This window comes from Castellaniella sp. MT123 (assembly GCF_039614765.1).
GTDB lineage: Bacteria > Pseudomonadota > Gammaproteobacteria > Burkholderiales > Burkholderiaceae_B > Castellaniella.
In genome coordinates this window covers 1,423,078-1,436,033 of record NZ_CP154879.1, presented here as the reverse complement: position 1 = coordinate 1,436,033, position 12,956 = coordinate 1,423,078, and the positions used below count along the sequence as shown (strand labels likewise).

Below are 12,956 nucleotides of genomic sequence, written 5' to 3'. Positions count from 1 at the left end.
TTGGAAATCAACCGGTCGTCATCGAGCCTCGGCCGTCAGTTGTGTCGCTTGCGCGGAGTTTCCTGACGGGCTGCGCGTTTGGCGTCGGCGCGGCGCTGGCGGGCGGTGGTGCCGCGCAGGGCGGCCGGCTTGGCGCCTGCCGCCTTTTTGTGCGGCCGCTGCGCGCCGCGGGGTTCGCCTTCGATTTCAGCCTGGAGGGACTTGAAGTCCTCGCCCCGGACGGGACGGAAGTCGATGCGGCGTGCTTCCAGGTCCACGCGTGACACCTGCACCTGCAGGGCATCCCCCAACTGATAACGAAAGCCTGTGCGCTCGCCGCGCAGTTCGTTCAACGCCTCGTTGTACTGGAAGTAGTCGCTACCGAGTTCGGAAATGTGAACCAGCCCATCCACGTACAGGGTGTCGAGCGTGACGAAGACGCCAAAGCTGGTGACCCCGCTGATGCGGCCGCTGAAGACCTCGCCCACATGCTCGCGCACGAACCAGCATTTCAGCCAGGCTTCGACATCGCGGGAAGCATCGTCCGCGCGCCGTTCGCGCGCCGACAGCAGCGCCCCCAAGGCGTCCCAGGCGTCGTGCTCGTTGACCTTGGCGGGCAGCGAGGGATCGGCCGGGGTACCCGGCAGGGTCGGCGGCTGATAGCGCTGTTTATGCAGGATGCCGCGGATGACGCGGTGCACCAGCAGATCCGGATAACGCCGGATGGGCGATGTGAAGTGCGCGTAGTGTTCGTAGGACAGGCCGAAGTGGCCGGTCTGTTCCGGGCTGTAGATGGCCTGCTGCATCGAACGCAGGCACATGGTCTGGATCAGTTCGAAATCGGGGCGCGCGCGGCTGGCCTGGATCAGTTTGGCATAGTCGGCGGTCTGCGGATCGTCGCCGCCGTCCAGCGTCAGCCCGATGTGGCGCAGGTAGTCGCGCAGGGTCTGCAGCTTTTCCGGGGTGGGGCCGTCATGCACGCGAAACAGTGCCTGACGCTTGTTGCGCACGATGAAGTCGGCCGCGCAGGTATTGGCGGCCAGCATGCATTCCTCGATCAGCTTGTGGGCATCGTTGCGGGTATAAGGTTCGATCCTTTCGATGCGGCCCAGCGGATTGCAGACGATGCGGGTTTCGACCGTATCGAAGTCGATGGCGCCACGCGACCGGCGTGCCTGTGCGAAGGCCTGGAAGAGTTCGTAGGCTGTCTGAACGTGCGGATACAGATCCCCCAGGTTCTGCGCGGCCGGTCCCGTGGGCTGCTGCAGGGCCGCCCAGATGTCGGTGTAGGTGGTCCGCGCGTGGGAATGGATGACGGCCTCGTAGAACTGGTAGGCCACGACGGTGCCGGCTTTTGCGCCGCTCGCCGGAATCATCATGTCGCAGACCATCACCAGACGGTCCACGTCCGGATTGAGGGAGCAGATGCCGTTGGACAGGGCCTCGGGCAGCATGGGAATCACCCGGCGCGGGAAGTAGACGCTGGTGCCGCGATCCAGGGCGTCGTCGTCGAGGGCCGAGCCGGGCTTCACGTAGTGGCTGACATCGGCGATCGCCACCAGCAGACGCCAGCCGGGGCGGGCGCGTTTTTCGGTGCCCAGGTCGGTGGCCATGCAGAACACGGCGTCGTCGAAGTCGCGGGCGTCTTCGCCGTCGATCGTGATGAATGGCACGTCGCGCAGATCGATGCGCCCGGCAGTTTCGCCGTCGCGGACCTGGTCGGGGATGGAGTTCAACTGGCGCAGCGTGGCTTTGGAAAACTCGACCGGCACGTCGAATTTACGCACGGCGATCTCGATTTCCATGCCCGGATCGTCGATTTCGCCCAGGACTTCAGTGACGCGGCCCAGCGGTTGAATATGGCTGGCGGGCTGGCGCAGGATCTGCACCGTCACCACCTGGCCGGGTTCGGCGCCACCGGAGTCCTGGGGGGCGATCAGGATGTCGTGCTTGATGCGTTGGTCTTCGGGGGCAACCACGAAGGTGCCGTGTTCCTTCAGGAACCGGCCGACGAGCTTCACCGTGCGGCGTTCCAGGACCTCGACGATGGTGCCTTCGGGGCGGCCCCGGTATTCGCCGGAAACCCTGACCCGCACCCGGTCGCCATGCAGGACCTTGGCCATTTCATGGGTCGACAGGAACAGGTCCCGGCTGCCATCGTCCGGAATCAGGAATCCGTAGCCATCCCGGTGCCCCTGGACGGTGCCCGATATGAAGGCGGTGTCGCTGCAGATCTGCAACCGACCCTGCGCGTTGAAGCGTATCTGGCCATCGCGTTCCATGGCCTTGATGCGGCGGATGAAGCCGGTGGACAGGGGAATCGAGGCGTGCGTGGCGTCCGCCAGCGCTTCGAGCGAGAGTAGTTTTTCAGCGTGGCGCAGGGTGTCGAGCACCTGTTCGCGGCTGGGTACGCTAGGATCGAAATCCGGCGGCAGGTCGGCCGTTGGCGAGGAGGAAGCGTCGCGGTTATTGTCGTTGTTGGTTCGCTTTTTCAAAGGCTGTTTGCATCCAAAAAAAATGTATTGTATAGTTCTGTCTTCGCCGAAACAACGCAACAAAAACGCAGAGATTCGACGAAAGCAATAGCATACACGTTATGCCGTGCCCAGGTGGCGGAATTGGTAGACGCGCATGGTTCAGGTCCATGTGCCGCAAGGTGTGGAGGTTCGAGTCCTCTCCTGGGCACCACTTCTTAGTTTTAGGAAGTCCAATATAGTCCGATGTGATCCGACATCGAAAAGCGAAACCCGCATGAACATTGAGTTCTGCGGGTTTTTTGCTTTCAGCGGGTCCAATGTCGTCCGATGTTCGTTCAACTGAATCTATTGCTTTTGGGTACCAATTTGGGTACCTTGGATGGGTACCTGACGCCAAAGTACCCAATCCCATGCCGAAACTCGCCCAGCAAATCAGCGACCTGGCCGCTCGAAAGGCCCGCCCGAAAGATGCCGCCTATACGTTGGCTTCTGGCAACGGCCTGCACCTGGTCATCCAGCCGTCAGGGTTGAAGCAATGGCAGGTGCGCTACCGCACCCCAGACGGCAAGCGCGGAAAGAAGATCGTGGGGGTGTACCCCGAGATGAGCATTGCCGACGCTCACAAGGCTGCCGAGGAACTGCACCAGCGGGTACGGGTGGGCGCGCAGCCGGTGGGGATGGTCGACCGCATCAAGGCGGCGAACCGGGCCAAGACCGAGGATGAGATAGAAGCGGAACGGGTGGCCGCCGATGCACTGGCCCACTCATTCACGATGCTGTCTGATGCCTGGCTGGCGGATCGCAAGCCGGGATGGGCCACGGCCACCTATGACAAGGCGGTATTCATCGTCAGGAAGCGCCTGCAGCCCTTCATCGGCACCCTGGACGTGCGCACCATGGCCAGCAAGGACGTGGTGGACGTGCTGCACCAGATGGGTACCGATGCGCCATCATTGGCCAGGAAGGCCCGCCAGTACCTGAATGGGGTGATTGAGTACAGCATTCAGCGCGGCATGCGCGGCGATGACCAGGTGCTGAGGCTGCGTGGCGTGCTGCCCAAGTACCGCAGTGGCCACATACCGGCCATCACCAAGGTGCAAGGTATCGGGCCACTCATGCGAGCGGTCGACACATACCCCGGCGTCATCGTGCGCGCCGGCCTGCTGCTGGCCGCCTACACGGCTTGCCGCCCGGGTGTGGTGGCTTCTGCTGCCTGGTCGGAAATCGACCTTGACCGGGCAGAATGGACGATCCCGGCGGCCAAAATGAAGATGCGTCATGAACACATCGTGAGCCTGCCCACCCAGGCGGTGGCGCTGCTGCAGGGCGTGCGCCAGTACAGTGACGGTGAATACGTCTTCCCGGGCAGTCAGAGCAACGAACACATGCACCGGGACGCCTTGAGCAAAGCCTTGCGGGATATGGGCTTCAAGGGGCGGCACGCTACCCACGGGTTCCGGGCCATGCTGCGGACCGTGGCGCGCGAACGGCTAAAAATCGATGTGGATGTGCTGGAAGCCCAGTTGGCCCACGCAAAGAAGGATGAAATCCAGGCGGCCTATGACCGGGCACGGTTCGAGGATGAACGGCGCCAGGTGATGCAGACCTGGGCGGATTTCCTGCAGGAGCAGGCAGGACAGAAAACTATCGTCGAGATGCGGCGGGCGTAATCGAGTACGCCAGCACCTAGCCCGACGGGGCGAAAAGCCGCAAGCCTAGCGGCCTGGTGCTGGCACCTATCTATGGGCACATGCTGAGGCGGCGTGTATGAGCGAAACCGAAGAAGAAGTAAGCCTGTCGCATTACGACTTGCTGGAAGAGTTCACGGCCCATGAGGCGGCCTGTCTCATTGCCGGCCTTGACCCAGTGCACTGGGAGACTGAGCGGGAAACCTACAAAGGGCCGGTATCGACCATCAAAAAAGCAATGGCCCGTGATTGGGAGCGCACATATCACACGGTTCACCAAGAAGCTGAGCAGTGGGAAAAGGCAAAATCCCCAACGCCTGATGAACCCTGGCGCAGGGATGGGGAATTCCTGCCAAGTCAGGATTTTTGGATGGACTGGGACATGTTTTGTCTCGTCGGCCTCGTCGACGTATTGGGGCGTACAGGCCCTGTAGATGACCCGGCCTTCGATGAAATCGTATTTCACCGGGAAGACATCGCCGCCTGGCTGAGGGCCAGGCGATACAGGAGTGCCCACTATTTCTGGACCGAGGGGGACAGCGAGCAAAAGGCGAGCGAGATACCCAGCCAACCAGAGGTGGAACGGGATAGGCTCTTGCGACTTGTCGGTGCGCTGGCGCTGTTATTGGCGGAACGGCCCGGCAGGTATAGACGGGGCGACAGGCCAAATGCGTTGCAAATTGCTGAGGCTACGGCGGAATTGATGTCCGCCATGCCCGATGCGAATTCCCGTGGATTGGGTAATTCGAACATTCGTGCAAGCGTCAGCGAGGGGGTGACTTTGCTGTTGAAGTGAATTTGCCAGTGGCAAATGCTTTTGCCAATTGGCAAAACGCTAATTTAAAAGCCCATAGCATTCATCCATCGTCGTCTAACAGATACCGATGGAACTATGAGCGATACCGACACTGCCCAAGCGGCAATCCCTGACACCCAGCTGCCTGCCACCGGGTTTTCCCGCCAGCCGGCCGTGCGCAAGTTCGCGGGCGGCGTCGCATCCTCAACCCTGTGGCTGTGGGTGCGTCAGGGGAAAATCCCTGCCCCTGTGAAGATCAGCCCCCGCGTAGCCGCGTGGCGTAATGAGGAACTGCACGCCTGGGCGACTGACCCGCTGGCCTGGCAAGCCCAGCACAAGGGGCTGTGACCATGGGCGAATCAGCGATTGCGCAATCCCACGGCCTGCGGCATACTGTCCCTGCACGCAAAACAAAGCGTGCCGGGTTTGGAAGCCTGTACAGTCAAAGGCGGAGCATCCGCCACCTACCTATGGTGGCGTTTTTGTATCCGCGTGCCATGGCACCCTTTGGGCGGCGGTGGTGGGGGCACTTCGGTGCGCTGGTTTCCTTTGACGCCAGTCTTCCAACCCCGCCACTTGCTGCCCACCATCGTTTGGAAGCGATGTGGGCGGGTCAACCGTCAAAGGAGCCGACCATGGCTGCATTACCCACACCTGCGCGTTCTGCGCACACCTTCCCCCTGACCGAACGTGAGGCCCGCCATTCGGCACGGCTTTGGTTCATCGGTACCCCATCCCTGACCCTTACTGACTGGCGCGACACCCGGTGTCGGACGCATTGTGCTGGCCTGCCGGAGCTGCCTGAACGGGCGACTGTCTTCAATGCCGAATTTGCGCGTGAAATCGCGTCCATCATCGCGGGGGTGAGCCATGAATAAGCAACAGTCCCAGGCCGCTAATATGCCGGTCACCTTTGAACAGGCCAAGCAGGCCATCATCAAACTGGTGGTGACGCGGGGGCGGAGTCAGGCGGTGGCCGTGCTGGCCCGCTTTGGCGTTGAGAACCTGACCCGCTTGCTCCCCTCGGAGTATGGCGCCCTGGTGGACGCCTGCCAGGGTGTGCGGCCGTCGCAGATGGTCAAGGGGCAGGCATGAGTGCCGGCCTGTTGATGGCTGAGAAAATGCTGATGCCGCTGGCTATTGAAATGCTTCAGTTTTCCCAGCGGCTGCAACGTGGTTGTTGGGAAAACTGGGACATCGAGGCAGCGCAGCATTTGCTCAATGCCGTGCAACGCATGCCCGCACCTTTCACCGATGGCGAAGACCTGAGCAAGCACGCCAGCGCGTGCCGGGTGGCCGCCCAGTGGGGCGGCGAAACCCAGCAAGCGGGGCAGTGACATGGCCTATACACCCCCGCCCTTTACCCCTCAGCACGTCATCCCGGCATACCCCGGCTTTTTCACTCTTTCCCTGGTCGATGGCAGCGCCGATTTGTGGCGCACCCCCGTGGTGGGATTTGCCGTGGACAGTGCTGGCTGCACGCTGCCGATAGGCCCGCAGGGGCTGATTGATGACTATCGGGCCATCCTGAACCCGGACGGCACCGTGGAAGGCTTTGACCAGCAGTGGGAATCGGCCGAGGCCTTCCTGGCCAGCGTGGCCAGCGTGGCCCGATCCCAGTCACACGGTGATGTGGGCGTAATCCGCGACTCCTCGCAAACGCGGCTGCAGTCAGCACGGGAAAGTGAAGAATGACCATTCCATCCACCCAACTCGCGCAGGCCCAACTTGCGCAGGCCTCGCTGATCGGCAACATCGGTGGGGGCGTCATGTCCGCCGCCGGTAGCTACTACGGCGCGCAGGAGCAGCGGGGCAACCTCGATTTTCAATCGAAGATGTCGGGCATCAACGCCGGCATCGCCGACACGAACGCGAACACCTTGCTGACCATCGGCAACGCGAATGCGGACGCCATTGAAACCGTGGGCAGCTACAACGCCAAGATGGCCGAACTGGGTGCGCAATCCGCGTTGCTCACCGGCCAGAACCAGGTCATGCAGCAGACGCTGCGTGCGGGCCAGGTGGCGGGCACACAGCGTGCAGTCATGGCGGCTCGGGGTGTCGATCTGGGCGAGGGCAGTGCAGCCGAGGTGCAGGCCTCCACCGGGATGGTGAAGGACATCGACACGCACACCATTCAGTACAACGCCATGGGCCAGGCTCTGGGCTACCGGGAACAGGGCATGAATGCCCAGCTGCAGTCTGGCGTGCAGGCCATGAACGTGCAATCGAACGCCGATATGGCGGCCCTGAACCAGAAGTCCCAGGCTATTGGCCTGAACGCCACCAGCGCATTGCAGTCCGCCAGTGCTGACGGTATCAACCCCGCGGGCTCTGCGGCAGGAACCCTGCTCACGGGCGCCGGCAAGGTCGCCCAGAGCTGGTACCGGTACCAGCAAAGCAGCGGTAGCGGTGATCCGCTGGGTGATTTCATCAAAAAGAACGGGTGGGCTTAACCACCCCTACTGGTCCTCTAAAAATGTCCGATAACCAATACCCTCCCGGCATGGCCGACGCCATTGCCCAGTTCGCCCAACAAGAGCCGGGCAGGACATCCGTGGATTCCTGATGGGTCAGGAGCCTCGGCAGTAAGACGATGCCCGACGACGACGCACACCGGGCGCGCAAGGATGGCACCAGGCCGGACGCCAGACCGGATGCCGAACTTTGGCAACATGACTGGAAGGTGACCAATGCTGACTGCTGTCGCAAGCGAAGCTGCACTGATCGATGCCGCGACGGATGAGGAAATCGCCGCGTGGCTGTCCAAACAGGAAGGCCGGCCGGTGACGGTGGCAGAAGTGCGGCGCGTCGTGGCCGGTGCCATGCACAGGGTACGGCGGGAACTGCTGATGCGAGGTTTCACACCCGACGACCTGATACCCGACGCGCCACGGGGGCGGTTCAACCCATGAGACGGTACGCAGTTAACGAAGGCAACCTGCGCATTGGTGAAGACCACCCCCGTGCCCGGTACACCAATACGGAAATTGACCTGGTGCTGAAGCTTCGCGGCCAGGGGGACAGCTATGGCGAGATTGCACGCAAAATGGACATGCCCAAGGCCACGGTTCAGGCAATCTGCAACGGGCGTTCCCGGTGTCAGGTTCCCGCCCAGTACCGGACGGAGCAGCCGCCCCCGACCAGGAATGAGAAAACGACGATAGGGAGCCCCCACGATGGCGGCACAAAAAAGGTACACCCCTGAACTTGCGGCGGAAGTTGTGCGAGGTTAGCCCAAGCCGTTATTTTTGGGTACCAGTTTGGGTACTTTGAAAGTGTGCGTACCTGGAAAGTGGCGTGTTTTCTGATTGTTTGCTGCCTCTCCTGACCACTTCTTAGTTTTAAGAAGTCCAATATAGTCCGGTGTGATCCGACATCGAAAAGCGAAACCCGCATAGACAATCAGTCTTGCGGGTTTTTTGCTTTCAGCGGGTCCGATAGCGTCCGATGTTCGTCCAGTTGAAGCTATCGTGTTTGAGTATCTTGTAGGTCAAATGCTCAAATCGGGTCCTCATGGGGCGCAGACTATCCCCAAGCTTGCCCAGCAGCTATCAGACGTGGCGATCCGCAAGGCCAGGCCGTGACCTCCTCCCACGTTATGGACATGCTTGGGTATGTGTCTCCCGGGAGTCAAATTGCTTGTCAGACGTCCCACTACTTCCACCCCCGCACCAGAAGGCACGTCCTACACGGTCAGGTCGATACCGTACATCATCCTGAGACGATCAACGAAAGCCGCCCGGTACTCTTCTGGCAACTGGTCGTGCATGGTCATGCATGCAGGTCGAAGATCCACGCCAGCGTCCTCGGCGTGCTCCATCAGCCCGGAGACCATGGCTCTGAGCACAATCACATCCATGGATACGTTGCGGATATCCACCATCAAGGAGTTGATGGAGCCACTGTGCCTCCCGAGAAGATCCAGGATTTGGCCGCCTTGGTCGTTTTCTTCCATCTGTCTCTCCTCGCATTGGTCCGGCTACTGGTCAGAGGCCGTAGCCACGCCAGAAGCCTCTCTACCTACCCTCAGGCGGCCGGACGCTGTTGATACGCTTCAGTTCCACCAGGATGGCGTCGAGCCGCTTCTTGATTCCGAACACCGCGAAGGGTAGGGCGATCCACAGAACCGCGAGTACTAAGCCAAGGATGACCCATACGATGGCGAATCCGCCCATCATGCCTGCCGTTGCTGCTTCGTTCATCATCTTTCCCCTTGCCCGTCAAACCCAAGCCAGAAGGCGCTACCTGCGAAGCACAGGCCAGTTTGCAAACGCAAACACCCAAAGCGCGATCAGGTTCACTACCGGAATGAATGCCAAGATGACCCAAGCCTTGCTGTATCCGGCCTTTCCCAAAATGATTGCTGCCGGGATCCCGATCAGTACGAGATAGCCTACAAGCGAAAATAACATTCCTGAGCCATTCATCATTTGCGGTACCTCTTCCTCAGTGCCCACCAGGCCTATAGTTCGAAGCCACACCAGAAGGCGCGGTCATCCGTTCCATGCCTCGGATGGATCCTTTTGGGATCACAGCCTGTCCGCTGCTACCGGTGGCAGTTTCTTCAACAGGATGTAACTTGCGCCGTCATGATACAGCGCAAGTGGCCGCAGTGAGAAGACATGCTTCCGTCCTCTGGCCGCTCTACGTCAGTGAGCGCCCCGAGGTCAGCGCCGCTCAATTGGTGTTTCTGTGGCTGGCGGATGCGTACCTGGTGCATGGAGATCAATAGCTCGGTAGGGCGCGGTACTTGCGTGGCCTTGGGGCTTTCGTCTGTCGGCTGAGCCCCTTTGTCCTGACCCCACACACCACGAAAGCTGCGTCGCATCCTTTGTGACGGGCCGCGCAGCTAATCGGTAGACATGGCTGCGCACGCGCGTTTCTCGTTACAAACGAATCGTGGCGGTTTCAGTCTGGGGCGGGGAAGAGGATTAGCATTTCCGCCATCGCCATCAGGCTACCTGCGGCTTCTGACCGGAGAGTGATGTGAAACGTACAGCCCTGCTTTTGATGACCGGCCTCTGCGCCTTTTCCGTGTCCGGCATCGCCCTGGCGGATGTCGACGTCGGGGTCTACCTGGGCGTCCCGGCACCGGTGTACGTGGCGCCCCCTGTGGTGTACGCGCCGCCGCCTCCGCCCGTGATCTACGAGGCCCCCGACGAGGTCTATGGCCCTGGTGTGGTCATTGTCGGCGGCAGGGCTTATCCCGGATGGGATCATGAGCGCGACCGGGATTGGCGGAGACCGTATGGGGCGCACGGTCATTGGAAGCGCCATCACCGCGATGACGAGAACGACGATTGAAGCCCTGATGCGCTGGACGGACATGTCTGCTTTCTAAGCATCCCCTGATTCCAGGCGCGGGACGTCATGTCCCCATCAGCAACGGGACTGCGGCGCGCCGTGCGGGGATGTCCGCTGTTGGCGCAACCATGGCCTCGGAATCGGACTCGTGCAACGTGAACGTCGCCACCAGATCCGCTAACGCATCGGCCTGATTGCGCAGACTTGTGGCGGCTGTGGCGGATTCTTCCACCAGACTGGCGTTCTGGCGGGTGACGCCATCCATCTGTGTCATGGCGGAATTGATTTCCTCGATGCCGGTGGTTTGTTCGCGGCTGGCGGCGCTGATCTCGCCCATGATGTCAGTGACGCGGCGGATGCTTTCCACGATGTCGCGCATCGTGGCGCCGGCCCGTGCGGCCTGCTCGTTGCCCTTGGCGGTGGCTGCAACGGACGTGTCGATCAACGCCTTGATTTCCTTCGCAGCCCCCGCGGATCGCTGCGCCAAGGCGCGCACCTCGGCGGCGACCACGGCGAATCCGCGGCCCTGCTCGCCGGCGCGGGCGGCCTCGACGGCGGCGTTCAGGGCCAGGATGTTGGTCTGGAAGGCGATCGAATCGATGACACCGATGATGTCGGCCACCTGCTGGGATTTGACGTTGATCTCGCCCATGGTGCCGACCAGTTCCGCGACGATCGTGCCGCCATCGGTGGCGGTGCGTGTGGCCGATTCCGCCAGGGTATTGGCCTGTTGGGCATTGTCCGCGCTTTGGCGCACGGTGGCAGTGATCTGTTCCATCGTGGCGGCGGTTTCGGCCAGGGAACTGGCCTGCTGCTCGGTGCGCGAGGACAGGTCCAGGTTGCCCGCCGTGATCCGGGCCGAGGCCGACGCGATCGCATCCGAGCTGCCGTGCACCTCGCCCAGCGCATGGCGCAGGTTGTCCGCCATGGCGCCCAGCGCCGACAGCAGTTGACCGATCTCATCCCGTCCGCGTGACTGGATCCGCACGCTGAGATCCCGTTGCGCGACGGCGCCGGCCAGGCCCACCGCGTGGCGCAGCGGCTGGATGATCGATCGCGTGACCCGCCAGGCGAACAGGGGCGACAGGATCAGGGCGAGCAGTGTGGCGATGGCCAGCACCGTCAGGCCCAGTTCGCTGGAGTGAGCGCTTTGGTCGAACAACTGCCGGACGGATTCGCTCTGGCGGGCGGACAACTGGTCGACTCGGCCCAGGTAGCCGGCGGTCATTTTCGGCAGTTGCTGGTTGAAGAACGCATCCGCCTCGCCGTAGTTGCCGCTGTCCAGATTCTTGAACGCCTGATCGCGGCTATCCAGATAGGTTTTGCGATCTTTCGCAGCCTGCCGTAGCAGCGCGGCCGTATCGGTGCCAGACAGCATGTCCGCCAGTTCCTGGCTGATTTTCTGGATCTGTGTGTCGGAGGTCGCGATCGAGGTCTTCAGCGCGCGCAGCGTATCGGGGTCGGCCGCCAGCGTGGCCTGTGTCTGGTTGGCGTTGATGCCCACCTGACGGGTCAGTTGCTGGATCAGATCGTTGGTCTTCAGCCGGTGGCTCAGTTCCTGATTGTCCCGTTGCGAATCCAGGATGCGCCAGGCACCGATGCCCGACAGGATAAGCAACAGGATGACCACGAAGCCAAATCCCAGGGTCAGTCGGGTGCTGATTTTCATGTCGCGCATGGCGTTGTCTCGAAGAGGCTCAATGCGGCGATCTTAGTCGGAATGCTTCAAATCATGACTATGCGATGTGATCTTTCTGATATGCCTGATCGTTATAGGGTTAAAGGGACATGATGACCTCGGTCTTCACGGCAGAAGCGACAGGGTTTGCCGCATGTCCGGTGCACAATATCCACATGGATCAACAAGAATGGAACGACCCCATGGACATGCCGATGAATGCCGATGATCTGCGCGATCTGCGCACGGCCCGTCAACTGCTGGAAAATCCTGGCCTGGTTGCCCGCATGACCAATCTGGTCGGTGCGCCGATCGAAAAAGGCCTGGACATGCTGCCTTCCGGCTGGCATGGCCGGATCATGGACATCACAAGAATGGCCTTGAGCAAAGCGGCGGATGTGGCGATTTCCACCCTGGATGATGCCCCTGGCAGGGGCGGTGCCGAGCGCTGGCACCAATGGGGGGCGGCGCTCAGTGGCGGAGTGGGCGGCTTCTTTGGCGTTGCCGGCCTGGCGGTGGAACTGCCCATCTCCACCACACTGATGATGCGTTCCATCGCCGCCATCGCCCGCAGCGAAGGTGAATCTCTACGGGATGACGACACGCGCAAGGCATGCCTGATGGTCTTTGCGCTGGGGGGCAAGGCCGGCGCCGATGATGCCACCGAAAGCGGTTATTACGCCGTGCGCGTGGCGCTGGCCAGGGCCGTCAGTCAGGCGGCCGATTATCTGGGTGCCCAGGTCGTGGCGGATCAGGCGGCCGCCCCCGCGATGGTTCGCCTGATCACCGTGGTTGCCGATCGTTTCGGCATCCAGGTCACCGAAAAGGTCGCTGCCCAGGCGGTCCCGGCACTGGGCGCCGCTGGCGGCGCGCTGATCAACACGCTGTTCATCGACCATTTTCAGGACATGGCGCGCGGTCATTTCGTCGTGCGGCGGCTGGAGCGGAAGTACGGGGAAGAGGTCGTGCGGGCGGTGTATCTGGCGTTGGGAGATGAATGAGGTGCCTGTCCTCGCTGAGGTGGCCTGCAT

At 61.7% G+C, this 12,956-nt stretch carries 15 protein-coding genes and 1 tRNA gene; 12 read left to right on the top strand and 4 right to left on the bottom strand.

Annotated elements, in window-relative coordinates:
* Positions 1-35: 35 nt before the first annotated feature.
* Positions 36-2,474 (bottom strand): ribonuclease R, encoded by a 2,439-nt coding sequence (gene rnr / locus ABCV34_RS06625; RefSeq protein ID WP_345798416.1) that lies wholly within the window; start codon positions 2,472-2,474, stop codon positions 36-38.
* 108 nt (positions 2,475-2,582) lie between these two features.
* On the opposite strand from rnr, the gene ABCV34_RS06620 reads away from it, so the two are divergent.
* The 10 genes from ABCV34_RS06620 (at position 2,583) to ABCV34_RS06575 (ending at position 7,855) form a co-directional block, all read left to right on the top strand.
* Positions 2,583-2,667 (top strand) — tRNA-Leu (locus ABCV34_RS06620).
* A gap of 199 nt (positions 2,668-2,866) precedes the next feature.
* Positions 2,867-4,126: an integrase arm-type DNA-binding domain-containing protein gene (locus ABCV34_RS06615; protein WP_345798415.1), complete on the top strand. Its 1,260-nt coding sequence runs from the start codon at positions 2,867-2,869 to the stop codon at positions 4,124-4,126.
* Positions 4,127-4,223: 97 nt separating this feature from the next.
* A complete protein-coding gene (locus ABCV34_RS06610; RefSeq protein WP_345798414.1) occupies positions 4,224-4,940 on the top strand; it encodes a hypothetical protein in 717 nt (238 codons plus the stop codon).
* A gap of 96 nt (positions 4,941-5,036) precedes the next feature.
* Entirely contained in the window at positions 5,037-5,288 is a 252-nt protein-coding gene (locus tag ABCV34_RS06605) for an AlpA family phage regulatory protein (RefSeq protein ID WP_345798413.1), read from the top strand.
* A gap of 287 nt (positions 5,289-5,575) precedes the next feature.
* Positions 5,576-5,818: a hypothetical protein gene (locus ABCV34_RS06600; RefSeq protein WP_345798412.1), complete on the top strand. Its 243-nt coding sequence runs from the start codon at positions 5,576-5,578 to the stop codon at positions 5,816-5,818.
* Positions 5,811-6,035 carry a hypothetical protein gene (locus tag ABCV34_RS06595; protein ID WP_345798411.1) on the top strand — a complete coding sequence of 75 codons (225 nt, stop codon included), beginning with the start codon at positions 5,811-5,813 and terminating at the stop codon, positions 6,033-6,035. The genes ABCV34_RS06600 and ABCV34_RS06595 overlap by 8 nt, the downstream gene beginning before the upstream one ends.
* Positions 6,032-6,277: a hypothetical protein gene (locus ABCV34_RS06590; protein WP_345798410.1), complete on the top strand. Its 246-nt coding sequence runs from the start codon at positions 6,032-6,034 to the stop codon at positions 6,275-6,277. The genes ABCV34_RS06595 and ABCV34_RS06590 overlap by 4 nt, the downstream gene beginning before the upstream one ends.
* Before the next feature lies 1 nt (position 6,278).
* Entirely contained in the window at positions 6,279-6,635 is a 357-nt protein-coding gene (locus ABCV34_RS06585) for a hypothetical protein (protein WP_345798409.1), read from the top strand.
* Positions 6,632-7,396 carry a hypothetical protein gene (locus ABCV34_RS06580; protein ID WP_345798408.1) on the top strand — a complete coding sequence of 255 codons (765 nt, stop codon included), beginning with the start codon at positions 6,632-6,634 and terminating at the stop codon, positions 7,394-7,396. Before ABCV34_RS06585 ends, ABCV34_RS06580 begins: the two co-directional genes overlap by 4 nt.
* Before the next feature lie 237 nt (positions 7,397-7,633).
* Positions 7,634-7,855 (top strand): hypothetical protein, encoded by a 222-nt coding sequence (locus tag ABCV34_RS06575; protein ID WP_345798407.1) that lies wholly within the window; start codon positions 7,634-7,636, stop codon positions 7,853-7,855.
* A gap of 773 nt (positions 7,856-8,628) precedes the next feature.
* On the opposite strand, the gene ABCV34_RS06570 is transcribed toward ABCV34_RS06575, so the two are convergent.
* Complete coding sequence (locus ABCV34_RS06570; RefSeq protein ID WP_345798406.1) at positions 8,629-8,898, bottom strand: hypothetical protein; 270 nt, start codon at positions 8,896-8,898, stop codon at positions 8,629-8,631.
* Positions 8,899-8,959: 61 nt separating this feature from the next.
* A complete protein-coding gene (locus ABCV34_RS06565; protein ID WP_345798405.1) occupies positions 8,960-9,145 on the bottom strand; it encodes a hypothetical protein in 186 nt (61 codons plus the stop codon).
* Between the two features lie 808 nt (positions 9,146-9,953).
* On the opposite strand from ABCV34_RS06565, the gene ABCV34_RS06560 reads away from it, so the two are divergent.
* Positions 9,954-10,247, top strand: a complete 294-nt coding sequence (locus ABCV34_RS06560) for a hypothetical protein (protein WP_345798724.1) — start codon at positions 9,954-9,956, stop codon at positions 10,245-10,247.
* Positions 10,248-10,311: 64 nt separating this feature from the next.
* Here ABCV34_RS06560 and ABCV34_RS06555 read toward each other — a convergent pair whose 3' ends face one another.
* Positions 10,312-11,925 (bottom strand): methyl-accepting chemotaxis protein, encoded by a 1,614-nt coding sequence (locus ABCV34_RS06555; protein ID WP_345798404.1) that lies wholly within the window; start codon positions 11,923-11,925, stop codon positions 10,312-10,314.
* 176 nt (positions 11,926-12,101) lie between these two features.
* Here ABCV34_RS06555 and ABCV34_RS06550 point away from each other — a divergent pair, with 176 nt between their 5' ends.
* On the top strand, positions 12,102-12,926 hold the full coding sequence (locus ABCV34_RS06550; protein WP_345798403.1) for an EcsC family protein: 825 nt from the start codon (positions 12,102-12,104) through the stop codon (positions 12,924-12,926).
* Positions 12,927-12,956: the final 30 nt, after the last annotated feature.